Below are 26,503 nucleotides of genomic sequence, written 5' to 3'. Positions count from 1 at the left end.
GATCCGGCCGCAAGCCGGTGAGCTCCTGTTTATCACGCAGTAATTCTGTATGACATTCAAACGAGTCGTAGTGACCGGCCTCGGCGCGCTGACGCCCATCGGCAACGATGTACCCACTTACTGGAACAACTTGGCCGCCGGCGTAAGCGGGGCCGGTCCCATTACGAAGTTTGACGCGAGCAAGTTTCGTACGCAGTTCGCCTGCGAAGTAAAAGGTCTTGACGTGACGCAGCACATTCCGCGGCAGGAAGCCCGTAAAATGGATATGTTTACCCATTACGCGCTTATTGCCACCGATGAAGCTGTCCGCGACGCAAATATTAACCTCGATACCCTCGACAAGAACAAGGTCGGTGTTATCTGGGGCTCTGGCATTGGCGGGCTGAAATCCTTCGAGGACGAAATGATCGACTACGCTAAAGGCGATGGTACTCCTCGTATCAACCCCTTCTTTATCGTCCGAATGATTGCCGACAGTGCGTCGGGTCAGATTTCGATGCGATATGGATTCCGGGGAACGAACTACGTAACGGTATCGGCCTGCGCGTCAACGAATAACGCAATTATCGACGCGTTCAACTACATTCGGCTGGGCCGCATGAATATGTGTGTAGCGGGCGGCTCGGAAGCGGCCGTTACCCGGGCCGGTATTGGTGGCTTCAACGCCAACCGTGCCCTGTCGGAACGGAATGACTCGCCCGAAACGGCTTCTCGTCCGTACGACAAAGACCGCGATGGCTTTGTGCTTGGCGAAGGTGCGGGCGCGATTATTCTGGAAGAATACGAACACGCACAGGCTCGCGGAGCGAAAATCTACGCTGAGCTGATTGGCGGTGGTATGTCTTCGGATGCGTACCACATCACAGCTCCCCACCCGGACGGGCTGGGCGCTTATCTGGCCATGAAAGATGCGCTGGATGATGCAGGCATCGAGCCAACCGAAATTGATTACATCAATACCCACGGAACGTCGACACCCATCGGCGATCCTCAGGAATTAAAAGCAATTCATCAGCTTTTTGGCGAACATTCGTTTAACTTGAACATTAGTTCGACGAAATCAATGACTGGCCACCTCTTAGGAGCGGCTGGTGCTGTTGAAGCTATTGCCTGTCTGAAAGCGATGGAGCACCAACTGGTGCCTCCAACAATCAATCACTTCACACCAGACGAAGAGATTGACCCGCGCTTTAATCTGACTTTCAATACGGCTCAGGCTCGTTCTCTGACAACCGTAATGAGCAATGCTTTTGGTTTCGGCGGGCACAACGCCATAATTATCTTCCGAAAACTTAGCTAATTCGTGCAACTCGCTTTGCCCCGTAACTTGCTCAATCCTTTCGACTGGTTCCGGCGTGGCGACGCCCGACCTAGCGAAGACCGGCCTGATCGTAGTCACCCGCGCAAAAATTTGCGTCGGTCGATAGCGAATATCATCGGCGAGCGCCCCTCTAACCTGGGGTTATACCAATTGGCGTTACGGCACACGTCGGCTTCGAAAGCTACGGCCATTGAAGGCTTCCGTGAATCGAACGAGCGGCTGGAGTATCTGGGTGATGCCGTGCTGGGCATGATCATCGCCGAGTATCTCTTTAAAAAGTATCCCTACAAAGACGAAGGCTTCCTGACCGAAGTACGCTCCCGGATCGTGAACCGGGAAACACTGAACGGAATTTCCCGTAAGATTGGTCTGGATCAGCTTATCGAGTACGACGGTAGCCGTACCCGCGCCATGCCTGCCCGTACGTCTATGTATGGCGACGCTCTGGAAGCGCTGGTAGGAGCGATTTACCTGGATAAAGGCTTTCGGTTCTCCCGTCGCTTCATCCTGAAGAGCTTGCTCTCGCACTACGATATCGAGTCGGTTGTGCAGAACAACGGCAATTTCAAAAGCCGGTTGATCGAGTGGTCGCAACGGGAAGGTAAAGAGATTCGCTTCGAGATTCTGTCGGAGAAGGGTAGTAGTCACTTCCGCGAGTTTATTGCGCAGGTACTGGTGAACGACGAGCCTTTCGCTACGGGTAGTGGCTACAGTAAGAAAAAAGCCGAACAGGCAGCAGCCGAGAAGGCCCTTGGCCTATTGAGCGGCACTGACGACTGAGAATTTCTAACGCACTGATGCGTTTTGACGAGGGGCTGGACTATTTCCAGTCCCTCGTTTTTTTATTCCGCGTAATTTTCTCTGGCACTCGATTTTAGTGGATAAAGCGCCATCGTTTGTTTGGTTTAATGAACAGTTGGCCATATTGTCGGAGTTTACCATCTTATCCATAAAAATATAGCCAAAATGGCAGATAATCAGTTCGTAAGCCTCTCTGGAACGTGAATTGATATACATAGTTTACAGGCTGCCCGTTTGTGCGATTATGTCAGTTCGGGTTTGAGAAAAACGTGCTAACCAAGAGCTGTTAATTTTTGTTAAGTAAGCTCAGGTCCCGAATTTTTCGCGAATGACTTTCCGTTATATTGGCAGACTGAAAGGTCCTAAACAACACAAAAAGAAAGTTTCTGAATTTAACATTAACCATGAAAAGCAACTGGAAATTACTAGCAATAATGGCTCTCTTGTCCAGTGTTGTAACGCTGGCCGCTTACAACCTGCTGGGTTTTAACAATCGGGATGTCATTTTCAACGAATCGTCGGGTACCCCCACGATTACCGGACGGTTGGCTGCCTTGACGGGCAACGGACCAATGTCTACCCCTAACGAATTCTCTACCGCTGCCGAACTGGTTACACCGACGGTCGTACACATTCGGACAACGATGACGCGTACGGTACGTCAGCAACAGGTTCCTGATATCTTTAAGGAGTTTTTCGGCGAAGGTTTCGGTGGTGGTCAGTCGCAGCCACGCCGTCAGCGCGGACAGGCGTCGGGTTCGGGTGTTATTATCAGCAAAGACGGCTATATTGTAACGAACAACCACGTTGTTCAGGACGCCGACGAAGTAGAGGTGATCATGACCGACAAACGTAGCTTTAAAGCAAAAGTGATCGGCACTGACCCGCTGACCGACCTGGCTGTCATCAAAGTTGAGGCTAATAACCTGCCAACCGTTGTTCTGGGTGATTCTGATGCCCTTAAACTGGGCGAATGGGTTCTGGCTGTTGGTTATCCACTTGATCTGGAATCGACCGTTACAGCGGGTATTGTGAGCGCCAAAGGTCGCCGGATTGGTATCTTGGATCAGAACATTGACCGGAACGATCCACAGCCCGACGCACCTGTAGAAGCCTTTATCCAGACGGATGCAGCCATCAACCCCGGTAACTCGGGTGGTGCTCTGGTAAACCTACGTGGTGAACTGATTGGTATCAACTCGGCTATTGCTTCGGCAACGGGTTATTACAGCGGCTACGGCTTTGCAGTACCCGTATCGCTGGTGAAGAAAGTATCGGCCGACCTGCTGAAGTATGGCAACGTACAACGCGGTTATATCGGTATCCGTCCGATCGAACTGAACAGCACGGTTGCCAAAGAGAAAAATGTTAAAGTAGGTCGTGGTATCTACATTGAGGAAGTCGTCGACAAAGGTGCTGCCAAAGCCGCTGGTCTGCAGAAAGGTGACGTTATCATCAAAATGGAAGGTCAGTCGCTGGATTCAGACGCTCAGATGCGCGAAATCATCGGTCGTCGTCGCCCAGGTGATGCGGTAACGGTAACGGTCAATCGGAACGGCACCGAACGTGATTTCAAAGTTGAACTGCGCAACCGCAATGGCAACAATGAGATCATCAAAAAAGCGGACGTAGCAGCCGCTAGCTCATCACTGAACTCACTAGGTGCCAGCTTCCAGGAATTAAGCGCCCAGGAAGCGAAACAGCTCGGCGTGAGCGGTGGCGTTCGGATCAGCAAGCTGACGGATGGCAAACTGTCTGAAACCGACATTGAAGAAGGTTTCATCATCGTGAAAGCCAACGGTAAAAACGTTAAGACAACGAAAGACCTGCAGGCAGTAATGTCGACCGTGAAAGAAGGCGAAGGTCTGATGCTGATCGGGATGTATCCAAACAGCTCACGGATGTACTACTACGCCGTACCTGTCTAATTTCAAGTTGCTTCAATATAGAACCGGGGGGTTAGCTAACGCTAGCCCCCCGGTTTTTTGTTTGAGCTGTAACTACTTGTTATTTTCTACCAATCTGATTGATAATTTCTTGTATAAGAAAAGGCAATAAAGGTGTCATGATAACTCCTCCAATAGCAACAGATATTGCTGTCCAGGCCAGTCGTTTGTACGAAATTGTTTTATCCACCGGAATATCATTTAGACTTCTGGTTATTTGCCACATGATGACGACATAAGGAGCCATGGCCATCAAGCCGACTAAAGTATCGTTCAAATAATTACGTTCAAGTTTAGGAATTAACCTGATGCTCAACTCACGACCAATTAGAATTGCACTAATTAACAAAGCCGTGTACCAGCCTAGCAACCAAGCAATTACTGATTGCCGGGCTTCTTTGTATGCTTTTTCCTCCGGATATCCTTTTCGCGTATAGTTGATAAAATGAAAGTCTCTGATTGATAGAAGGATTGATTTCATGGTATATAGAGCTGTAGAGTTCTTACATCGAATACCTTAAAATAATAAACCCCACTCAGTAATGAGTGGGGTTTATTTATTGGAAAACAAAACCGATTAACGGGCTCTCAGATACGTCCAGGTTTCGTCCCAGGTAACGCGGATGTTTGGCGAAGCAGCTACAGCACTCGGTTGCTTCATCTGATACTTAATTTTTATCGTCTTATTCGACGCGGTATATGTGTTCGTACCCGTTGGATCAAGCGCAGCAGAACGAGTATTACCGGCAGGTTGACCATAATAGTTAGTCACCGAGATAATTTTGTCCGTAGCGGGATCAAATTCAATAACTGGCGAAAAGCTGCCGTAGCCACTCACACCTGTACCGGTCCAGAAAGGAGTAATCGGCGAACCATAATATACATTGTCAACCAGCACACACTTGGTTGCCGAGATCGTTTCCAATGTGTATTCAACTTTCTGACCAGCTGAAGACAGGCTTTTGAAGGCTGCGTTCGTTACGTCTACCATCGTTCCAGTTGTTGAATAAACGCCATCGTATTTATTTTTAGCATTTACGCTCAACAGGATTGTACCGAAATTACCACTGATTTCGCCGGTTGAAGCTGTTTTGATCTGAATAGGCAACACATAGTTCTTCGTAAAATCAAACTGGTTGCTCTTAACTTTCAGCGCTACCGTTGCTGTACGCTGTCCTTTTGGAATGACAACCGAAGCTGGCAGGCTGTACAGTGTAGCCGGAATCAGGTCATAGGTCGTATGCTGTTCTGTGTTGTACTGCGTCAGGGCAGCTTCGTTTGTACCCAGCGTAACTGTTATATCTTCCGGCGCAACATTGGCACCAGAGTAGCTAACTGTGACAGGGTATTCGTTTTCTGCAGCTAAGTCAAATGCCCGGGTGTACAGCGCATATTTACTGCCGTAGGGTGAGACAAAGCTACTGGGGTTTTTGAACTCAATTACGTTCGTAGAAGTGGCCGGATCTAACGAAAGCGTGTCTTTCAGACAGGAGCTCAACGTAGTCGCCAGCACGAACAAGCCAATTATATTTTTAACTAGTTTCATGTGTCTATTGATCAATTAGGATCCCAGAAAATTAAATCGGCAAACTGATTAATGGGCCGGTAGTTAGCCGCGTTATACGACTGCTCCGACGATGGGTACAGCACTCGAGTAATCATTTTATCAGCCCGCGTTGAGTTCGATTTGTTCGACGCGATGTTCGTATAACCGTTGCCCGCTGGGTTCGTGACAGGATACCCCGTCCGACGGAACTCGTTCCAGCCTTCATCGGAATTGATCATGTTCACCGCAATGTATTTCTGCGTAATGATTGCTTCCAGACGTTGTGCGTTGGTCGTTGCCAGGTTGATGTTCACCAGGTAGCTGCCTGCGTTGTCGGTTTTGTAGGCCGCTACGTCCGTTGCAACGTTCTTTGTAGAAGATACAACGTTCGTTACGTCCTTATAGAGATACGTGAACGACTGCGTAATACCCTGATTGAAGCTGGTTGTTACGTCGCCGGTCAGGAAACCTTTTAATTGCGCTTCGGCCTGCAGGAAATACGATTCAGCCGCCAGCATGATGGGCTGTCCCATCGAGGGGCCTTTCAGAATGCCCAGCGAGTTCGAGATGCTCGATGCGCTACTGTAGGTACCGGTATACCAAGTTGGGTAGTTGGTAATGATCGTTGGTGCGTTTACTTCGTTTCCTAGCTGATTGACAGGCGTTGTACCCGCCGAGAAGTTCTTGAAGATGACAGCACCCCGACCGTTATCAGTCAATTTCTGACCTTTGTAGAAGCCATAAATAAACTGTGTTGGAATACGGGAAGAGTTTGACAAAGCACCAGCTACCGTATAGCCCCATGAGTTCCACAAGGGATTCTGTTTACCATCCTGCTTCACATAACCAGGATTGACAATTGCATCGGTAGTAATAAAACCAAGTGTTCTATCCAGCGCAGCAAACTTTGTTGTAACAAACGATGACAACGACGACACACCCGATACACGAATCAGCATGCGCAGTTTCAGCGTATTGGCAAACTGTTTCCAGCTTGTCATGTTACCACCAAACATAGGATCGGACGATGAATTCAGCGCGATTGGCGATTTAGCGTTGTTAATGATCGCAATTGCGTTGTCCAGTTGGTTGACCAGGTCCTGATAAATCACCGGAGCTGAATCGTACTTTGGTGTTCGGTTTCCGTTACCTCCCAAAGCTTCCGAATACGGTACATCACCAAACGCATCGACCAGCCGTTGAAAATTTAAAGCCGTCATGATCTTGGCGACTGCGTTATAGTACGATTGCTCGTCCAAGCCCTCCGTCTGGGTGATTACGTATTTGTAATCTTCCAGATTGTCATACGTATTTACCCACAGACCATTATAATCAATTGGGGTAATGTTGTAGTTGAGTAAGTTGCCGAAAGCAGAGAAACCACCGGCGTTGGCCAGATAACCCCCGAAATGCCCGCCGTAGTTATTGTAGCTGACAGATAATGAAGCTGAACCAACGATAGCCTGAGGTAGCACCAGGGGGGCCGATACGACGGTTGCCGAGTTCGGATTGGTATTAATGTCCAGATAGTCGTTACAGGATGACGTAGCCAGCAATAGCAGCGACAGAACCCAATATATGTGATTTTTTTTCATTGTTTATCTATTAAAACGTTAACGACACGGTACCGCCGAAGTAACGAGCGGGTGGCGTTTGTGCCAGGTTTGTGATCCCAACAGCATTACTGTCAGTTCCGTTGGCGCTATACTCTGGGTCCGTGTATAGGTTTGATTTAGGTACCCAAATGAATAGATTACGTCCCTGAACGCTCAGGGTAGCTCCTTTGATGAATTTTGTCTTAGTCAGCAGAGCTTGTGGGAAATCATACGCAATAGTCGCTTCGCGAAGTTTCCAGAAGCCAGCTGAGTTGACGTAGTTCTCGCCAATGTTTGTGTTCCGTGTTGGGTCCGTCCAGAAGTCGGCACCACCGCTGCGTACAGCGATGTTCGTATTAGCTACGTAGCTACCATCGGCTGCCAGATAGGACGAGTTTGGAATCACGAACCGGTCACGATTGTACCAGGACGTACGAATACCCGCTCCCGAGAAATCATAACCGCCCGAAATAGCGTTAAAGATGTAATGTCCATTCCGGTATTCGAACAAAGTCGTAAAGCGTAACCCTTTGTAACGCAACAGGGTGTTGAAGCCCAGAATGTGCGGGGGAGTTGTAATGCCAACGTCACTGAAGGTACCGTTACTAGCTGGATAGCCCGTGATAGGATCAACAATAATACGTCCCTGTGGGTCCCGGTTATACGTCGTTGTCTGTAAGAGCGGAAATGGCGAACCAACTTTTGCCAAGACTTGAGCAGAAGAACCCTGGCTATTGATGATCAACTGATTTGACTGATCAGATAGCGACAAAACTTTATTACGGTTCAACGTGTAGTTACCGCCCACCGTAAACTCAAAACCACTGGCCGTTTTGATTGGTGTAATTCTCAGGTAGGACTCAAGCCCCTTATTTTCTACTTCACCAACGTTTGTCAACAGCTCCTGGAAGCCGGCTGCCGTTGAAACGTTTACGACAATCGTTTGGTCAACAGTGTTCGTTTTATAAAGCGTGAAACCACCATTAACACCGTATTTCTTCAACTCAAAGTCGAGTCCAGCTTCAATACCATTCGTTTTTTCAGGTTTGATATTTGATGACACTAACCGGTTACCGATGGAGAAACCGGCACCGCTTGCGTATGGATAACCATATGCCTGATTAAAAGTAGTCAGTAGTGAATATGCACCAAAGTTGGTCGAATTCCCCAAGTTAATCTGACCAACCTGCGATACACCGCCCCGTAATTTCAGGCTTTGTAACCAGTTGTTGGTTTGCAGCGCCGGGAAGGCATCCGTTACGATAAACGATACGTCAGCCGATGGGTAGAAGAACGAACGATTCTCTTTTTCGAGGATCGACCGCCAGTCGTTCCTGCCTGTTACGTGCAGATACAAGTACTCTTTGAAGCCAAACCGAGCTTCGCCATATACACCAATCTGACGAGCCATATAGTTAGCTTCACCGGCCGTTGGGTTATTCAATGAGTTACCCAGATTATACAGTCCATCGATAACAAGGCCATTAGCGCTGGCACTCAAATCTTTTGAACTGTTGCTCCGGAAGGTCGTTCCCAACACCACGTCAAACGCAAAGTCTTTCGTGATGTTCGTTTTATACTGCGCCAGGAAGTCGTTGACCAGCTGCGTAGAAAAACCACTGTAGTCGGTTACACTACCGGCAATGTCCGTTTTCGAGCTTCCCGAGATACTTTTCGTATAATCCGAGTAAACAAATTTACCCACCGTGCTCTTGTACGAATTGTTCCGAGCCGTAATACCAACACGTCCCGTCAGCGTCAGCCCGCGAACAGGCTGGTATTTTAGTTCTAGGTTCCCCTGGAAATAGTCGTTACGGGTCTTTGTGCGATAGTTCGACAGCGTAAAATAGGGATTCCGGTAGTACTCGTTGAAATAGCCATTCGGATTTGCGAATGGATCGGTCTGCCAGTTCTCATACTGCGTTACGTCAACTTGACCAGGCGACATAAGCAAGTTTTCATATGCAGCAGCAGTAGCACTACTTTGGTCGTAGCGGTTCGCAATGAAGTTCGTGTTGAAAATTGCGGTCAGATTTTTGTAGATCTGACGGGTACTGTTTGCCCGAACACTATACCGCTTATAGCCTTCGTATGGTACGGTCGATTTCTGGTCGAAATACTGACCCGAGATGTAGTAGGTTGATTTTTCGTCACCCGACGAAATACTGAAATCAGTCTGGTTAGCGACACCCGTCTGCCAGAAGTTTTCCCGTGAACCTTTATAGTTATAAGGTACCGACTGAATTGAACCATCCTGCAACGGTTTACCGATGTTCACGATTGAACCATCGAAGGCTGGACCATACTGCTGGTTCTCGTAAGGTGTGTAGGTTGGTACGTCATCAGGCGTCGTACCTGAACCAAAGCCACGTTGCAATTGCGGTAAGTAACTTACCCGCTCCAGCGTAGTTGTGTTTGATATTTTAACCTGCGTTACGCCTGCCTTCCCTTTCTTAGTCGTCACGATCAGAGCACCGTTCGATGCATCCGACCCGTAAAGCGCAGCCGCACCAGCACCGTTAAGTACTTGAATGTCATCAATATCCTCTGGATTCAGGTTACCCAGAATGCTGCTCGTCGAAATGATGTTATCGATAATGATCAGCGCCTGGTTGTTACCCGTCAGCGAGCGGTTACCCCGTAGTACGATCCGGTAGTTCGGATTAACTCCGCTACTTACCGCTGTTACCAGCAACCCTGGTACCCGACCCGACAGACCGAACGCTACATTCTGAGACTTTCCCTGCGTGATCTCCCTCGAGTTGATCGTTGTTGCCTGGTTACCCAGCTCCCGGCGTTGCGCCGTCAAACCGCCGGCCGTTACAACTACTTCGTTCAGGACATTATCGTCCGGAGCCAGCGTCGTGTTGGCAGTGTTTCCGGTAATCTCTACCCGTTTCGTAACAAACCCTACGAACGAGAATGTTAGTGCCCGCGCGCCAGCTGGTACGCTCAGGCTAAATTGACCATCCGCATTGGTCGTGGTACCGGTCTTTGTGCCGGGTACAATTACGGATACGCCGGGCAGCGAGGAGCCGTCTTCCGACGAGGTTACCTTACCGGTAACCGTTCGAGTCTGGGCATACGCTGTCCCGATCAGCAGTACACTCAGAAATAAACAAAGTAGTCTTTTATACATACTAACTTGATCTGATTGGTTAAGAAAACAATTGGAAACAGGCACTAAACTATCAAGCAGACCACCCGTGGTAGTCCTTTGGAAGAATGCAGGAAATTTGAGGAGTCAGGAGCACGCCTAACGGCATCGCGATCCGCCCGGGCGGACAGGTAGAATACCCTAGAAACAGGGAGCAATGTAATTAGCACTATAGGTTAAGACTTGTCGATGAAGGTACTGCGCTTACTTATTCCCTACTAGACGGTTCTGACCATACAAAATTGGCTCATCCACTAGTTTGGCATAATTAAAGCAACAAATCTACATTATTAAAAGAACGTTAAGTCAAACATTCTTAAAAGATTTATGCAAGTTCTTAAAAATACATAAAAATTCGCCAAACAATTCTGTACACATGATGTTTGTTTCGTTTTCAGCGTCAAAATCACTCTAAACGCATCACCTTTTTCATTCTAACCATATTATCTCATTAATTAGCCCCATAAAAAAAACACCCGTCAGCCAAATTATGGCTAACGGGTGTTTTTTTGTATGAGTAAGTAGAATTCTCCGAATAGTGTGGTCCAGTTACTTAAAACCGACAAAGCGTACCGTTTTATTCGAATGAACTGCGTTAATACGGAGGACTTCTGCCTGCTTCTCAATACCACGGCTCGTGAACGCACGATCATTCTGCAGGGAGCCGATCAGCGTATCATTCGTCCAGAAATAAACACCTTCGGCCTGCCGACGTACCAGCACATGCGAAATTTGGTCTTCGCTTAATGACGGGTACGGATTTGTGTACGTCATTGTTACCGTAGTGTCTGTCTCAGCCGTTACGTTTATAGTCGGCATCTGATTAGCCGGAGTCGCTACGTGCAGCACGTCCGTGAACGCGTTCGTTTCATAGGTACCGACCACTTCGCTGGCTACAGATACCCTGGCCGGTTGAATATCGCCCTCACGTTGGCAACTCGCCAGAGATCCCGCAAAAGCGCAGAAAAGCAGTCGTTTTTTCATGTGCTGTTAGCCGTTTTGATTAGTAGACCCCACCGATGATGAAACGGTTGGTGCTGATTCTGAATTATTTTGACTATCTGTATCTGACGTATCGGCGTCTACCCAAACTTTCATATCATTCAGGGTCATAGCCCCAAATTGTGTCGTAAAAGCCACGTCGGCGGCATCTCGTCCGTAGGCTACCGTTACCCGATTGCCACGGGGTTCGCTCTGCGTTGCATCAAAGGTAAACCATCGTCCATCAACATAAGCCTCAAACCAGGCATGTAAATCCATCGGGTCGAGCTGATATAGATAACCAACGACCATTCGAGCCGGAATATTTAACGCCCGGCAAAGCGAAATCCCCAGATGCGTAAAGTCCCGGCATACGCCGATTCGTTTATCGGCCGTATCAGCCGCAGAGGTGCTGGCATCACTGGTACCATACTGGTATTTTACGTTGTCATGTATCCATTTACGGATTGCCTCGGCCTGATCGTAGCCCGGTTCAGCATTCTTTGTAATTTCCGTTGCCAGTTCGCCGAGTTTATCCGATTCGCAGTAGCGGCTGGGCAAGGTATAGTGAAGTACGTCATCGGGCAGTTCCTCAACGGGCGTATAGGGGGCACCGGGTGCTACGTCGATCACGTCGGACGTCTGAACACTGGCCGAGAAATGAATAGAAAATGGTCCTTCTGGCGCAACAACTCGCTGGCACAGATTTCCGTACAGATCAGTAAACTCAGTTACCGTAACAGACGGGGTAATTTGATACGCTTCGCGGATAATCCACTGACCCGCCCCGGAGCGTGGGCGCAGCATTAAGACAATTGGTGTTGATTCCTGGGCGTCAAACGACAGTTCGCAGCCTACGTTGAGTTGCATAAAGTTGCTATTAGTTAAACGGTTGTATGTAGTTAATACCGGTAAATCAGCATTTGGTTCAAAGCCCAACCGCTTTAATTAGCTGCCTGGCAACTTCGTCCGGCGAATCGATCTGGGCGTTAGTCAGCACGACAATTCCCGTCTTTTTTTTCGGGTCAAAACCCACGAAACTTCGGAAGCCTCCCGTCCCGCCGTTGTGCCATCGCCAGCCCGTTTTCGGATTAATATGCCAGCCCAGTCCCACTGTTGGCTGAGACTGCGTATCCGTGTAGGTCGGTTGCTGGGTTAACTGGAGAGCCGAACGCAGGCGGCCCGGTGCTTTCCCCAGATTGGCCTGCAGGTACAGCAACAGATCATCGGTCGTTGATCGAATCCCGCCCGCTCCTGTCAGCGCTTTGAACTCCCAGGAATGAACTGCTTTCCCTGACTGATCATACCCCTGCGCCAGGTGTTTACTGACGGGCAACGTAATAAGGGTGTTCGACAGCCCAAGCGGCTTGGCAATTACCTCAGTCAGTAACTGCTCGTACAATTTACCCGTTCGTCGACTCAGAATTGTTCCGAGCAGCCCCATTCCCAGATTTGAATAGTCATACGTAGTACCTGGTTTGTGGACAAACGCAACGGTTTTCAGGTATGTGAACAGTTCCTGTTCGTCATAGTGCGCATAAGGATTCTGCGGGTCATACAAACGACTGGAGTTTAGATTTACCGGGAGCCTCGGTAACCCGGACGTGTGATTGGCCAGCATCCGTAACGTAACGTCGACCCCATCATAACGCAACGGAGGCAGTGAATCGGGCAGGTACTGGCTGGCCCGATCGTCTAGTTTCACTTGTCCCTGCCGAACAGCATCAGCCAGGAGAACCGCCGTAAACGTCTTGGAAACTGAACCGATTTCGAATAGGGTATTACCGGTTGGCGTATCTCTGCTACCAAGCCGGGTTTCGCCGTAACCGTATGTAAATAGACTATCCTTGCGTAGAATACCCACACTCAAGCCCACCGCTTCGGGTTTGCTCATGTAAACTGAAACGACAGAATCAACCTGTCGATCCAGTGGACTTTGCAGGGGATTATTAGTCAGTATGTTCTGGCGAGCACGCGTCGGTTTAGGCGTCTGAACCGGTTGCAACGCTAGGGCAGCAATTTGCCGCTGATTGTTAAGAGTTAGTAAAAATTCCAGCGTTCCGTTCGCGAAATGGACTGGGTAATGATAGCCATCGGCAGCAATCCGGGGCTCTCCCGTTGACATCCATGACCCCAGTTCGGAAAAGGAGCTGGTAATGAATTGGTTGAATTGTGCCCCCGTAACGGCCTTCTTGAAGGAAGCATCTGTCAGCGCATAGATACTATCGGCCTGACGCGCATTGTAGTACGTTCGAACCAGGGTGGCTATGGAGTCGACGGCCTGGCTGGCAGGCTGTGCCACACCATTCAGGCCCATCAGTAGCAGCATTACCACTACCAGACCACAGCTATACTTCATTCAGTGATGGGTTTAAACAGGAAGGTTTCAATTTTTCCCTGTTTGTCCAGACCGATAAAGAAATCCAGCGCGGCCAGCGCAAACGTAGCTTTGTATTTTCCCACGCCATCCTGCACACCTTTGGGTTCAATAGCTGTCCATTTGCCGAGCTGACCAACAAGTTGCGATGATACTTCTTTCATTTTATCGGCTGAGATCTGCGCTTTAAAGCTCTCCGCCATGAGTGCGTAGAGCGAATCGGGCTGATTGTCGTTCAGGTATTTCTGCGATAGTTTGGTCAGCGAATCAAGCTTGGGATCGGACGTCGTTACGTCAGATGCTCCCGGCTTAGATTGAGCAACGGCCGACGTGGTAACGGCGGAGAAAGCCAGTAGGACAAGGGCGATAAATAGCGGGAAACGTTTCATGGTATGTATGTTAGTTTTGAGTAAAGCTAACACACATACCATTCACCTATTGAAAAAATAGGAAGACAGGACCAGGTAACCTGCTCAACGGGAGAAAAAATGGATTAGCGGTCAGCTTATTTCTGCACAATAATGAATTCAACCCGACGGTTCTGCTGACGGCCGGCGTCGGTGTCGTTGGTCGCCACGGGCTTGCTTTCGCCAAAACCCTTACTCGCAACCCGATCGGGTTCAATACCTTTGCTGATAAAATACTCCCGAACGGCATCGGCCCGGTCCTGCGACAGTTTGGTATTGATCTCGTTGGAACCGGTGTTATCCGTATGTCCCCGCACTTCGATCACCATTTTGGGCGTTTCGTTCAGGGTTGTTACCAGACGATCCAGTTCAGGACTGGATTCCGGCCGCAGTTCAGATTTACCCGTGTCAAAGAAGATGTTATTGATACGTATCGTGTTTCCTTTCTCAATCGGGACCAGTTTCAGTTCTTTCCCTTTAATCTCCTGAAAACCTTTGGTCTGGGTTAGATCAACATTATCGCCCTCGGCAATAAAATTCTTGGCGATGGCCCGCATGCTATACTTCTGCCCGTACGGCAGAACAATTTTGTACTCGCCCGTTATCGGATCGGACGTAGCCTCGCCGACCTCTGCCCCATCCGACAGGGTCTGGTAGATAATCCGGGCTTCGACGGGCTTACCCGTAGTCTGGTCAATTACTTTACCACTGATGAGCGCAACCGGATCGGGTTTGGTTGCGGTTGGCGCAGCAGCCAGATCGCCTTCTCCTCCCCCAACTTTGCCGGGTTGATTGGTCGGTTGTTCATCGGTTAGCTTCACCCGAACAATGTCCCCTTTGCCCAGTGTGTTCTTGAAGGTCGTCAGATAGGCATATTCGCCTGATGCAGCCAGTGAGTAATACGCATCGTAGCCGTCTGTGTTGACCGTAGGACCGAGATTGACCGGTTTCGACCAGTGCTGCCAGGTTTTATCGACCCGTTTGCAGACGTAAATATCATTACTCCCCTGCCCCCCCTCGCGATCGCTGGAGAAATAAAGCGTTGCCCCATCGGGAGCCAGGAACGGCGTCGTTTCCGTGAATTTTGTGTTTACGTCCGACCCGAGGCTGATCGGTTTACTCCACGAGTTGTCTTTTTGCCGGAAGCTGACGTAGATGTCGTCTTCCTTACTATTTTTCTTTTCGCTGAACGCCATCAGTAATACTTTCCCATCAGCCGACATGAATCCGCAGTCGAACTGCCCTTTGCTCATGTTAGTATAACTGGGAATCTCTATTTTCTGCGGAGCCGACCAGCCGTTCGCTGTCCGTTTACTGATCGAAAACCCACGGGTTTCGTAGTTTCCGTTTGCATAGGCCCCCTTTACGAGCATGGTATTGCCGTCGGGCGTAATGCTGTAGGCGCAGTTGTATTCGTCCTTATTCAGCGGGAAGCCCATGCGTTTGGCGGGCCCCCACTTGTTATTCATATCCTGCTCCGAATACCATATATCCTGACTTCCTTTGTCGCCATGCGTATTGTTCGGGTGACTGATCCGAGCAAAATACAGGGTCCGGCCATCCGGCGAAATCATTGGGTTGATTTCGTTATACTCCGAATTTACCTGATTGCCCAGGTTTTCCACGCGTGAGTTACCGGCACCAGCAGTCGTGCCCGACTGAGGAGCCGCCGATTGCGCCAGGTTAGCCTGCGTTACGTCGGTTTGCGCGCTGCCAGGCTGCGCCACAACAGTCAGCGTGGTAATGACTAAACCAAAAGCAATCGCATAACGGGAATTCATGAATAATGGATGGAAAGAAATTAATCGTTTTCTGAGAAACGCTGAGTAAGGCAAATTTTGTACCCAGTATTATTAATCTAACGTAGACAGATCAATACCTGCTTCCTTCAAAACGCTGAAGAACGTACCCTTTTTCATGTCTTTGCTATGAACGGGAACCGGTACAGTGATTTTAGTATCTGGATTGTAATATATGATGGCTTCCCTTTCCCATCCGTTTTAGAACAAATCCGTGTTCTTCAAGAATTTTGATTAGCCGTTTGGACGACAGGTTCATACCAGTTCTGTTACCAAACTTAATGAATACTCCAGTGTTCGACTGTCGTCGGGAGGAATAGGCTGGCCTTCCTCTTTAAGAACTTCCAGGCATCCTTCAATAGCATCCTTCGCCATAGCGATGGCTTCTTCCACCGTTTCGCCATACGTAACACATCCTCGAATAGCAGGGACTTTCACCGTGTATCCGCCTTCGGGTTCCGGCGTCAGAATCAATCGATATTGTAACGTTCTCATGGCTTTTTTTTATTGCTAATCATCAGTACAATAGTTCCCACCATAGGAGTTAAAAGAAATATTGTCCCAACTATCATTCTCAACTCTCTTGGTATGGGCGCTACTAGTGCACCAAAAGCTATTAGCAGGTAGATAATGAAACCAGCGATCATTTTGCAGACAAGCGACTTTTTCATCATCCTCAAAATCATTTAAGCGACCACCCGCAGCTTGGCAAAGCTCAGCAGCAGGACTTTCTCGCCTGCTTTCTCAAACTGAATCGTTGCTTTTCGCTCGGTGCCGTTCACGTCGACTTTTTTAACCGTACCAAAACCAAATTTGGCGTGCTCCACCCGCTGACCAGTTGCTAGATCGGCCGTACTCGTTGGCGCAAAATCGGCCGAGGGGGTATGCGACGTAAGCGGTTGGGGCGCCTGCGACCGGGCTGTTTTCTGAGCCAGCGACCGGACAAATGACATGGAGCCCGTCGATGTGCTTTCGCTACGATCTTTTTCGGGGCGATCGAAATCCATCCGGCTCGGCGCCGAACGCAGCTTCGACATCTTCAAATACTTCTGATCAATTTCCATTAGGAACCGGCTCGGCTCGCACATTTTCAGGCGTCCAAAGTGGTACCGTGACTCGGCGTAGGACATCGTCAGGCGTTTTTCAGCGCGGGTAATCGCTACGTAAAATAGTCGCCGTTCTTCCTCCAGATCGTTCCGGCTTTCGAGCATCATCTGGCTGGGGAACAAGTCCTCTTCCATCCCGACGATGTGCACGTTTTTGAACTCCAGCCCCTTGGCCGCGTGGATGGTCATCAGCGTCACTTTGTCGTTGTCGCCGTCATCTTCCCGTTCATCGGCGGTAGTCAGCAGCGAGACCGATTGCAGAAACGCGCCCAGGCTTTTGTCTTCGTTGTCCGGATTGTCGACGAACTCCTTAATGGCATTCAGCAACTCCTGTACGTTCTCGTAACGCGCCAGCCCTTCAACGGTTTTGTCGTCATACAGCTCTTTCAGCAGACCCGACGCCTTGGCAATGTGCGAGGCTACTTCGAAGGCGTCTTTCTGGTCGAGCAGCAGCATAAAGCTCTTGATCAGGTCGGCAAACCCCTCGATGGCAATCCCGCTCCGACCGGCAACGAATTTACCGATATCAGACACAATCCCCCAGATGGAATCCTGCTGCTCGGCGGCAATAACACTCAACTTGGCGATGGTCGTATCGCCAATTCCCCGCTTCGGCAGGTTGATAATCCGTTTGAAAGCTTCCTCATCCTGCTGATTGACCGTAAAGCGCAGGTAAGCAATTAGGTCCTTGATCTCTTTGCGTTGGTAGAACGAAAGCCCCCCGATGATTCGGTACTTAATACTTACCTTCCGCAGGGCTTCTTCAAACGCCCGCGACTGGGCGTTGGTCCGGTAGAGAATCGCAAAATCGTTATTCGTCAGTGCCCCGTTTACTTTTGCTTCGAAAATAGCCGATGCTACCAGCCGTCCCTCCTCATTGTCCGACGATGCTTTGATAACGTCGATCAGTGGCCCCGCTTCGTTAGCCGTGAAAACGCGTTTTTCGAGCTGGTTTTTGTTTCGGGCAATAATTGAGTTAGCCGCCTGCACAATGGTGTCGGTCGAGCGGTAATTCTGCTCTAGCTTAACGATTTTGACAGTATCCTGCCCGTAATCGCGCTGGAAGTTGAGAATATTTTCAATGTTCGCTCCCCGGAAGGCGTAGATACTCTGCGCGTCGTCTCCTACCACGCAGATATTCTGGTGAACAGCTGCCAGCTTCCGGGTGATGAGGTACTGCGAAATATTGGTATCCTGAAACTCATCGACCATCACATGCTGAAACTTGTGCTGGTACTTATTCAGAATATCCAGATGATCGCGGAACAGAACATTCGTATTGTACAGCAGATCGTCGAAGTCCATGGCGTTGGCCGCGAAACAACGGGCTGCGTATTGTTTATAAATCCGGCCAATGTGCGGCATCCGCGCGGCTTCATCGTCGGCCTGGATGACGGCGTTATTTAAATAATCTTCCGGACCAATCAGCCGGTTTTTAGCGCCCGAGATTCGCCCGAAGACACTATTGACACGATACACTTTATCGTCCAACCCCATTTCCTTGATGAGGCTACGTAATAGTGACTTCGAGTCGTCGGTGTCGTAAATGGAGAAATTGCTGGTGTACCCAAGAGCTTTAGCCTCGATACGTAAAATCTTGGCGAAGACCGAGTGGAAGGTACCCATCCAGATGTTGCGGGCTTCGGTTCCTACAACCTTCTCGATCCGGTGCCGCATTTCGCCGGCGGCCTTGTTCGTAAACGTCAACGACAGAATCCGGAAAGGATCGACGCCAGTTTCTATCAAGTGCGCGATGCGGTACGTCAACACACGGGTTTTGCCCGACCCGGCACCGGCTATAATCATCAGCGGGCCGTTACCGTGCATGACGGCCTCCCGCTGTGGTTCATTCAATCCAGAAATATAATCAACCATCAGGCTTGCTTCTATCCTTCTATAACAACCAAAACTACAAAAAAATTTGGTGAAGGGCAGACGTATTCCGCACGTAAAGCCGTGCTTTCAGCCTCTACTTTACGTGCGCTCTGGTTTATTACAGACTTACTATTACTGGTTCATTTTGCCTGATTACTACCTCTAATCAGTGACACGGCTTTTTCGAGTAACTCATCCTTGTTCTCCTGAATTCCTTTTCGGGTAGGCTGCATATCAACGTCGACGCCAACCCCAACACGTTGCGTTTCGCGACCATCAGGATAGTTGACACCAATGCCGCTGATCATGGTACTCAGACCGCCCGGAAGCAAAAAAGCGGATACGTTACCATCGGCAGCGGCAGTAGTGCTCCCCAGCACAAGGGCTCCAGGAGCCGCCCGGAATGCCATCGTGTGGTATTCAGCCGAACTTTGCGTCAATTCATTGACCAGAATAATGACCTTGCCCTTATACGGATCATCCACTCCTCGCTGGCCAACTTTTAATGGATTACTCCAAGTGAAAAGGCCGGGGGTTTGGATAGATCCACCGGTGAACTTGACGAACGGAGTAGGCGTCATCAGGTATTTCCCCAACGAAAACACGACAAAATCGGAAGGGTAGCAACGGAGGTCAATAACCAAACCCTTCGTGCCGTTGAATCGCTGCATGATCTGCGGGAGTTTGTCGGCTTTGATATTGCCTAAAAACAGGTACCCAACGTCAGGGTGCAGCAGTTGATAGCTGCTATCTTTTGGGTAACTGCTGTAATCGATCTTGTTATCAAAGGATGCCCGCTCCTGTTTGTACCGGCTGAGTTTAACTGTCATCGGTTGTCCGTCACGATCAATTTCCAGACTGACCGTAGGCGTATGACCAGCAAGCAAACTACGGCTTATGTCCCGAAGCTGCGTTGGTTTATTGGAAGCCGGGTAGTAAGGGAGCCGATTCTGCACCAGTGCTTCGGTCGACACGCCATCGACTGATTTGATTACATCGCCCCGCCGTAAACCCGACGCCGTACCGAGTGAATCATTGTAATAGTTAGTAACGACAAACTGGTTCTGAACGAATCGTACCTGCACAGGCGCGTAATAATCGCCTTTGTATTGGTTCTCAATGATCGGGTCGCCCCAGACGTTGGCGTGCGTATCGTGAATACGGCCAATAAGCTCAAGAGCCGCCAGCCGATACGAGAGCGAATCACGGGCGTTCGCGAACTTGGGAACAAACTCCGGCAGCACCCTATTCCAGTCCTCGCCAATAAGATGCTTATACGGAAAAAAGTACTGAATAATATTCCAGAAACGATAAAGCGACAAAAGGCGGTAGCCCACGTCAGGCGTCTTCATCTGCCGGTAAGCCGCTTCGTGCTGAAATACCGGATTACCAACCTGCGGCATCATACCGATATAATACGATTTCTCCGACCGTTTTGCCAGCCGAATATTTTCCAGTTGAGTGCGTACTGACTCATCAAGTTCGCGAAACCAACTATAGTCGGGTTTATGAACAGCATCAACGGTATCTTTCTGCCCGGAGCGGGTCGATTTTACCGTACCAAACGTCGTCAGCCAGGCAAGTAAGGCTTTGTTCACGTCAGCGTTCGACCTTGCCGTCAGGAGTTTTGGCATTATCCGGAACAACTCCGCATCCATATTGTGATTCCCCTCCGTAACCGACGGATGGTAGTATTTAACGAAACCCCATACTTTACCCAGCAGGGTAAGGTTATCTATTTGCTGCTTCGTCAGGGTAGCCAGTTCAATCCCAGATCCTTTATTGAAAGCCGTATCAAGCTGCGCCTTATCGAGCTTAACAACTTTCAAGGGAGCTTTTTCGATGGATTTATCGTCAACGAGCACAGTAAAATCGTCGAACCAAGCCGTTCCCTTTCCTACCAGCAATCCACCCAGGTGAATACTCGTGGCTCCGTCGGCAATGGGCACCGTAACGGTATACGATTGCCAGTCGGTGGTTCCTTTGATTCCCCGACTTTGCATATTATCGAAAGCAAGCGCGTTGCCCGCTTCGTTATCGATGCGCACCCACAAACCGGCGAACGAATCGGGGGTAAGACCAACGTCCTGCGTTTTGACAAAGCCGGTCAACGTAATCTTTTTGCCAGCAAAGTTGACGGGTAAGCTCCTATGCGCACCCGAAAAACCGGTTCCAGTCGTGTAAGCTATCTTGAGTGCCGACTGACCGCCGTGCTTTACCGCCGAATCAAGAACGAAGGCATACGCATTGTTACCACCAATCCGGCTCCACCCTTTGGGTTGACCATTAGCCTCAGACTGCTCAAAATCGAGGTTTTGCTTTTGCGCAAAGAGCAAGAAATTAGATAGGACGAAGAGAGTTGATAGCGCTAGTTTAATCATGACAGCCAAGGAGGATTGAACACGCTCTAAACGTCAGTACTCAACTAGTTCTACCTATTAGAAACAGGCCTGTTAGCTTTTTTTAACATACTTCCCAGAATAGCGCAGCTGACTATCTGGCCCTATATGATTTTGTGTTACAGAACACGGTGCGTCACACTGGCCACCCTTCTGCGGTATTCGCGCTTATTTCACTGTAATCAGCGGCCCATCAGTCTGCGGCTGCAAATAACCCAGACTACGTAACGAATAGCCCTGTTCCTGCAACTTGCTTTCGAAATCAGTCGTGCCGTCTTCGCTTACGGCTACCAGCAGGCCACCACTGGTTTGCGGATCAGCCAGTACGTATTTCTGAAAATCGGTCAGTTCGCCAATTTTGTGGCCGTAGCTCGCCCAGTTCCGCTGGGTACCGCCCGGAATACAGCGCTGATCGAGGTAATGGGGTATGCTTTCAATAACCGGTACGTTGTCAAACTCCACCACCGCCGACAAGCCACTCCCCTCGCACATTTCGCTCAGGTGACCCAATAGTCCGAAACCTGTTACGTCGGTCATGGCCTTTACGCCGTCCATTTGTCCAAACAATTCACCGAGTTTATTGAGCCGGGTCATGCTCTGCAAGGCGATTTCGGCATCTTCCTGGCGGAGGAGACCGCGTTTCTGCGCCGTCGACAACACGCCAACGCCCAGGGCTTTGGTTAGATACAACTGACAACCGGATATAGCCGTCGAGTTCTGTTTCAGCTGGTCAATGTTAACCATTCCGTTAACGGCTAAGCCGAACACGGGCTCCGGGCAGTCGATACTGTGTCCACCAGCCAACGTAATACCCGCTTCCGCGCAGATTGACCGGGCTCCTTCCAGTACGCGCTGTGCTACGTCAGGCGGCAGTTTATCGATGGGCCAACCCAGAATAGCGATCGCCAAAACCGGCTTCCCTCCCATCGCATACACATCGCTGATGGCATTTGCCGACGCAATACGGCCAAAATCGTAGGCATCGTCCACAATGGGCATGAAAAAATCCGTGGTTGAGATCAGTGCCGTTCCGTTGCCCAGGTCCAGCACGGCTGCGTCGTCCCGCTTATCGTTACCGACCAGCAAGCGTGCGTCGGGTTGATACGTAACGGGACTGTGTAAAATCTTATCCAGAATGGCGGGGCTGATTTTGCAGCCGCAGCCCGCTCCATGCGAATATTGGGTAAGCTTAAAGGGTATCGTTTCCATTACTATGAAGAATGGGCTCAGCGTCAGGTAGTGAGCTCGTTTGACTTAATTCAATCAATTTGCGGGCATCAGCAGCCCGATCATTACCGCTAATTTCTAGTGGAAATACGGTATCGCTTGCCCGCTGGTTTAGCGCCGTTCGGTACGTTTTGTCGTAGTATACCAGCACCAGTCGGACAAAGTCAGCCATTCGATCATCAAGGATAGCCGCGATCGTCTGTTTTGTCTGTAAGGGGCCAAGCCGTTTCTGTATTCGCTGCGTACTGGCAATCAGGAATTCTTTATCCAGGCGTCCGTATTCTTCAGCCAAGTAGTCGATCCGCTGCTCCAGATCAACGTGTACGTCGATCATGGGCGCCTGCTGCATCTGCTGCCAGAACGGTTTAGGAATTGACAGCTTGCCAATCATCAGGCTCTCGTCCTCTATCCAGACAGTATGCTGTCGATCCAGTCCGCTAAGTTGCTCGGCCAGGTTATTTTCGAACTGCTCCTGGCTTGGTTGAACCAGCTTTCCCATACTGCCATAAGCTGATCCCTGGTGCTGCGCCAGCTCTTCCAGATCGATCACCTGCTCCTGAAGAATAGTGAGTTGATGCAGGAGTTTCGTTTTGCCCGAGCCGGTCATTCCGCCAATCACCCAGAGCGGGTATTTCGTCTCAAACCAGCTTCGTACCCAGCCTCGATAGGCCTTGTAACCGCCTTCGATCAGATACACCTCGAACCCATACAGATTGAGCGCCCAGGCCATAGCGCCACTCCGCATACCACCCCGCCAGCAGTGCAGGGCGATTCGTTTATCTGGCACCCATTCCAGCGCCTGCTTGATAAAACCTGACCATTTGGCACCGGTTAGATCGAACCCCAGCAGAATAGCTTCTTCGCGCCCGACCTGCTTGTAGGTGGTACCAACCTGAATGCGTTCCTCATTACTGAAAAGCGGCAGGTTGACCGCTCCTGGTACGTGTCCCTGCTCGAATTCGGCCGGCGTACGAACGTCAGCCAGCACAATCTGCTGTTTCAGCGCCCAGAAGTCGGCAATAGGTATGTGTTTGATCATTAGTCAGAAAGCAACCGACTGCAAAAATCTTCTCCTTGTAACAGCAGTCAACACGGGTTTTTCTCAATTTAGAAAAATCTTTGCGTACCGGTGCAACGTTTCCGTTCCAGCTACGTCTTTTCATTGATTACTTCCCAACCACCCAGGCCTTGACTCTGTTGGAAACCACCCCTTACCCCGACCGGCACGCCGATCTGGTCAAACGCTGCCAGGCGGGCGAGCGACGGGCGCAGTATGAACTTTACCAACAGTACGTAAAGGCGATGTACAATGTCTGTCTGCGGATTCTGAATCATGAGGCCGAAGCGGAAGACGTGTTGCAGGAAGCGTTTCTGGATGCGTTCAGCCACATCACTACGTTCCGGGGACAGAGTACGTTTGGGGCCTGGTTGAAACAGATTGTCGTGAATCGGGCCATTAACCATCTGCGGGGCCGGCGGCTGGTTCTGACGGACCTTGAGGGGCAACATTATGGCGATGACGACGGGCCGGACCTGGCCGATGAGGAGCCGTACGATGAAGCCGGCGTACAATTGGAAGTTGATCGGGTGCGCCGGGCGATGCATCAGCTTCCCGAAGGCTATCGCGTTGTTCTATCCCTTTACTTGTTTGAAGGGTATGATCACGAAGAAATTGGCAACGTATTGAACATTAGTGAAACAACCTCAAGAACCCAGTATTTACGTGGAAAAAAACGTCTACTCGAATTATTAAAGTAAACAACAAACCATGAAGAAGGACAATCTTGAACGTTTCGTGCGCGACAACCGCGAAGCCTTCGACGCACATGAACCACCCGATGCCCTTTGGGCGCGTCTGGAAGAGAAGTTAGGTCCGGTACCAGCCAGCCCGGAATCCCCATTTCGGGAGATCCACCGCAATCCTACCGCAACGGAGCAGCAAACCACTCGAAAAAACTGGTTCCGGGCGAACTGGCAGGTAGCCGCGTCTATTGCGGTCTTGCTGCTGGCTGGCACTTTCTTCTACGTCAACCAGCGCTACGGCGTATCGCAGCAGCCCGAGCTGGCCGTCAACAGCCCAGCTTATGCGAAAGAGGTAGTGTATTATACGCAGCTCATCGAGGAAAAGCGGACTGAGATCAAACAACTGGCGGAAACGAATCCAGCACTGTACGAAGAGTTCTCGACGGACCTAACCCGGCTGGAACGAAACTACCAAACGCTGAAGGCCGAACTACCGCAGAATCCTAACCAGGAAACGCTGATTCAGGCCATGATCCAGAACTTACAACTTCAGATTAATTTACTCAATGAGCAACTGCGCGTCATTCAGTGTATAAAACAACAAACCGCCCATGCGATTCCTGTTTAGCTGCCTGTTTTATTTAGTCCCGCTGCTGGTGCTGGCAGAAGACCCGCTGGCGGGAGTTGTTGAACGAAAAAAGACGATTATCAAACTGTATGACGTAACGGCCAGCGACGCCCTAAGCATTGATAATCAGTTTGGTCAGGTTTCTGTCGGGTTGTGGGATAAAAACGAAATCCGCGTTCAGATCACCATCTCGGCCAGCGCAAGCTCCGACGAGCGGACCCAGCAGTTCATCGACGCCATCACGATCGAAGAAAAACGCTCAGGAAATCAGATCCTGGTCCGTACGAACTTCAATCAGAACATAGCGTCGAACTGGAGTTTCAACCGCTGGAAGAACGGGGGCGACCGTAACTATGTCAAAATCGATTATACCGTTACTATGCCCCGCGCCAATGCGCTGACCATCCGGAATAAGTTTGGCAACACGCTGGTTTCAGATTTCCACGCGCCCCTGACCGTTTACAGCCGTTATGGCAACGTACAGGCGAATGAGCTAACCAGCCGGTTGACGGATATCGACGTGGCCTACGGAAACGCCAATATCAACACCCTCGACCAGGCCAAACTGGAGATGGCGTACGGAAAACTGGACCTGAACCGGGCCAACACGCTAACGCTGATTAACAAATTTGGGAAGATGCGAATTGGCGACATTGGCAAGCTAAATGCGAATATCGACTATGTCGACGCTGAGATTGGTACGTTACGCGAGTCAGGTAAGATTGACGTCAGCTTTTCGGGTGGGTTCCGCATTGAACAACTCCCGGCTACCGTTAACAATCTGGATATTCGGTCGTCGTATTCATCCGTAGCGTTGCCCGTTGCCAGTGGGAATGATGTTGACTTCGACGTAACAGTTAGTTACGGTAATTTCAACCACTCGTCCTCCCCTACTTTTCATTTTACCTCTCAGCCAAATGACGGCAGTAGTAACCGGGGCCCAAAGCTGACCAAACAATACGTCGGTAAGGTCGGGAAAGGCACAGGCACGAAAGTGCGGGTTGTATCGAAATACGGCAATGTAAGCTTTAAGTAAGCTGTTCGATTACAAGCTGGTGTTGAGGAAACTGAGCCAGCAACGTAGCACGGTCAGCCAGTTCGAAGTCGGCAAAGTCGAAACCCGGTGCGACGGTACACCCCACTAATGAGAATGGAGTACCTGGCGCTGGTTTCGAACCAAACCAACAGCCCGCTGGCACAACCGCCTGAAAGACCTGTCCATTTGTTAAATCTGGCCCCAGGTGAATAACGGACAGGTTTCCGGCTGGGGCGATTACAAATACGTCCAGCGGGCCACCGGCGTAGAAATGCCAGACCTCGTCGGCCTGAATCCGGTGCAAGGCCGATACGTGATGGCTCTCCAGCAGAAAGTAAATAGCCGTACTAAACACCCGATCACCCATAAATCGGCTTGGTAACGCCGAGGCAGTTACGGTCTCACCCGACCGGTACGTTTCCGCAAAATAGCCCCCTTCCGGATGTGGCTGCATGGAGAGGGAATCGACGTAAAACTGAGAAGTCATAAGATGTAAAGAGCGAAAGTACGAATGAGTGAAAGAGCGAAAACAGCTGACGCAAGAATCGCTCTTTCACTC

At 49.9% G+C, this 26,503-nt stretch carries 21 protein-coding genes and 1 pseudogene; 6 read left to right on the top strand and 16 right to left on the bottom strand.

Going from position 1 to position 26,503, the window contains the following annotated elements; translation table 11 throughout:
• Positions 1-49 precede the first annotated feature (49 nt).
• The 3 genes from fabF to HU175_RS03555 all read left to right on the top strand — a co-directional run bounded on the left by fabF (position 50) and on the right by HU175_RS03555 (position 4,050).
• Positions 50-1,300, top strand: a complete 1,251-nt coding sequence (gene fabF / locus HU175_RS03565) for a beta-ketoacyl-ACP synthase II (RefSeq protein ID WP_176565275.1) — start codon at positions 50-52, stop codon at positions 1,298-1,300.
• Positions 1,301-1,303: 3 nt separating this feature from the next.
• Entirely contained in the window at positions 1,304-2,101 is a 798-nt protein-coding gene (rnc, locus tag HU175_RS03560; RefSeq protein WP_176565274.1) for a ribonuclease III, read from the top strand.
• A 425-nt stretch (positions 2,102-2,526) separates the two neighbouring features.
• Positions 2,527-4,050, top strand: coding sequence for a Do family serine endopeptidase (locus tag HU175_RS03555; protein WP_176565273.1), 1,524 nt, complete (start codon positions 2,527-2,529; stop codon positions 4,048-4,050).
• 79 nt (positions 4,051-4,129) lie between these two features.
• Here the strand turns inward: HU175_RS03555 and HU175_RS03550 are convergent, their stop codons facing one another.
• The 15 genes and pseudogenes from HU175_RS03550 to mnmH form a co-directional block, all read right to left on the bottom strand.
• A complete protein-coding gene (locus HU175_RS03550; protein WP_176565272.1) occupies positions 4,130-4,549 on the bottom strand; it encodes a hypothetical protein in 420 nt (139 codons plus the stop codon).
• Positions 4,550-4,645: 96 nt separating this feature from the next.
• Positions 4,646-5,614 carry a DUF1735 domain-containing protein gene (locus tag HU175_RS03545; protein WP_176565271.1) on the bottom strand — a complete coding sequence of 323 codons (969 nt, stop codon included), beginning with the start codon at positions 5,612-5,614 and terminating at the stop codon, positions 4,646-4,648.
• A gap of 11 nt (positions 5,615-5,625) precedes the next feature.
• Positions 5,626-7,209: a SusD/RagB family nutrient-binding outer membrane lipoprotein gene (locus HU175_RS03540; RefSeq protein ID WP_176565270.1), complete on the bottom strand. Its 1,584-nt coding sequence runs from the start codon at positions 7,207-7,209 to the stop codon at positions 5,626-5,628.
• A 10-nt stretch (positions 7,210-7,219) separates the two neighbouring features.
• Entirely contained in the window at positions 7,220-10,348 is a 3,129-nt protein-coding gene (locus HU175_RS03535) for a SusC/RagA family TonB-linked outer membrane protein (protein ID WP_176565269.1), read from the bottom strand.
• Positions 10,349-10,915: 567 nt separating this feature from the next.
• Positions 10,916-11,350 carry a hypothetical protein gene (locus HU175_RS03530; protein WP_176565268.1) on the bottom strand — a complete coding sequence of 145 codons (435 nt, stop codon included), beginning with the start codon at positions 11,348-11,350 and terminating at the stop codon, positions 10,916-10,918.
• Positions 11,351-11,356: 6 nt separating this feature from the next.
• On the bottom strand, positions 11,357-12,217 hold the full coding sequence (locus tag HU175_RS03525; RefSeq protein WP_176565267.1) for a transglutaminase domain-containing protein: 861 nt from the start codon (positions 12,215-12,217) through the stop codon (positions 11,357-11,359).
• 58 nt (positions 12,218-12,275) lie between these two features.
• Complete coding sequence (locus HU175_RS03520) at positions 12,276-13,706, bottom strand: serine hydrolase (RefSeq protein ID WP_176565266.1); 1,431 nt, start codon at positions 13,704-13,706, stop codon at positions 12,276-12,278.
• Positions 13,703-14,113 (bottom strand): DUF3887 domain-containing protein, encoded by a 411-nt coding sequence (locus HU175_RS03515; RefSeq protein WP_176565265.1) that lies wholly within the window; start codon positions 14,111-14,113, stop codon positions 13,703-13,705. Before HU175_RS03515 ends, HU175_RS03520 begins: the two co-directional genes overlap by 4 nt.
• Positions 14,114-14,229: 116 nt before the next feature.
• The gene (locus HU175_RS03510) at positions 14,230-15,912 is read right to left on the bottom strand and encodes an OmpA family protein (RefSeq protein WP_176565264.1); all 1,683 of its coding nucleotides are present in this window, start codon (positions 15,910-15,912) and stop codon (positions 14,230-14,232) included.
• Positions 15,913-15,984: 72 nt separating this feature from the next.
• Positions 15,985-16,126 (bottom strand): annotated as a pseudogene (locus HU175_RS03505) (type II toxin-antitoxin system HicA family toxin).
• 59 nt (positions 16,127-16,185) lie between these two features.
• A complete protein-coding gene (locus HU175_RS03500) occupies positions 16,186-16,425 on the bottom strand; it encodes a type II toxin-antitoxin system HicB family antitoxin (protein WP_176565263.1) in 240 nt (79 codons plus the stop codon).
• A 191-nt stretch (positions 16,426-16,616) separates the two neighbouring features.
• Positions 16,617-18,911: an ATP-dependent helicase gene (locus HU175_RS03495; RefSeq protein ID WP_176565262.1), complete on the bottom strand. Its 2,295-nt coding sequence runs from the start codon at positions 18,909-18,911 to the stop codon at positions 16,617-16,619.
• Positions 18,912-19,051: 140 nt separating this feature from the next.
• Entirely contained in the window at positions 19,052-21,292 is a 2,241-nt protein-coding gene (locus HU175_RS03490; protein WP_176565261.1) for a S41 family peptidase, read from the bottom strand.
• A 186-nt stretch (positions 21,293-21,478) separates the two neighbouring features.
• Positions 21,479-22,519 (bottom strand): selenide, water dikinase SelD, encoded by a 1,041-nt coding sequence (gene selD, locus HU175_RS03485; protein ID WP_176565260.1) that lies wholly within the window; start codon positions 22,517-22,519, stop codon positions 21,479-21,481.
• On the bottom strand, positions 22,500-23,576 hold the full coding sequence (gene mnmH, locus HU175_RS03480) for a tRNA 2-selenouridine(34) synthase MnmH (protein ID WP_176565259.1): 1,077 nt from the start codon (positions 23,574-23,576) through the stop codon (positions 22,500-22,502). The genes selD and mnmH overlap by 20 nt, the downstream gene beginning before the upstream one ends.
• A gap of 158 nt (positions 23,577-23,734) precedes the next feature.
• Between mnmH and HU175_RS03475 the strand changes: the two genes are divergently transcribed.
• Genes HU175_RS03475 through HU175_RS03465 form a run of 3 tightly spaced genes read left to right on the top strand, consistent with a single transcriptional unit; the run spans position 23,735 to position 25,944 of the window.
• Entirely contained in the window at positions 23,735-24,295 is a 561-nt protein-coding gene (locus HU175_RS03475) for an RNA polymerase sigma factor (RefSeq protein ID WP_176569114.1), read from the top strand.
• Positions 24,296-24,305: 10 nt separating this feature from the next.
• On the top strand, positions 24,306-24,908 hold the full coding sequence (locus tag HU175_RS03470) for a hypothetical protein (RefSeq protein ID WP_176565258.1): 603 nt from the start codon (positions 24,306-24,308) through the stop codon (positions 24,906-24,908).
• A complete protein-coding gene (locus HU175_RS03465) occupies positions 24,892-25,944 on the top strand; it encodes a hypothetical protein (RefSeq protein ID WP_176565257.1) in 1,053 nt (350 codons plus the stop codon). Before HU175_RS03470 ends, HU175_RS03465 begins: the two co-directional genes overlap by 17 nt.
• Here HU175_RS03465 and HU175_RS03460 read toward each other — a convergent pair.
• The gene (locus HU175_RS03460; protein ID WP_176565256.1) at positions 25,937-26,431 is read right to left on the bottom strand and encodes a cupin domain-containing protein; all 495 of its coding nucleotides are present in this window, start codon (positions 26,429-26,431) and stop codon (positions 25,937-25,939) included. The two genes, HU175_RS03465 and HU175_RS03460, sit on opposite strands and share 8 nt — an antisense overlap.
• Positions 26,432-26,503: the final 72 nt, after the last annotated feature.

It is taken from the genome of Spirosoma sp. KUDC1026, assembly GCF_013375035.1.
GTDB lineage: Bacteria > Bacteroidota > Bacteroidia > Cytophagales > Spirosomataceae > Spirosoma.
Note: the sequence above shows the minus strand (reverse complement) of the source record. Positions and strands in the feature narration are given on the sequence as shown.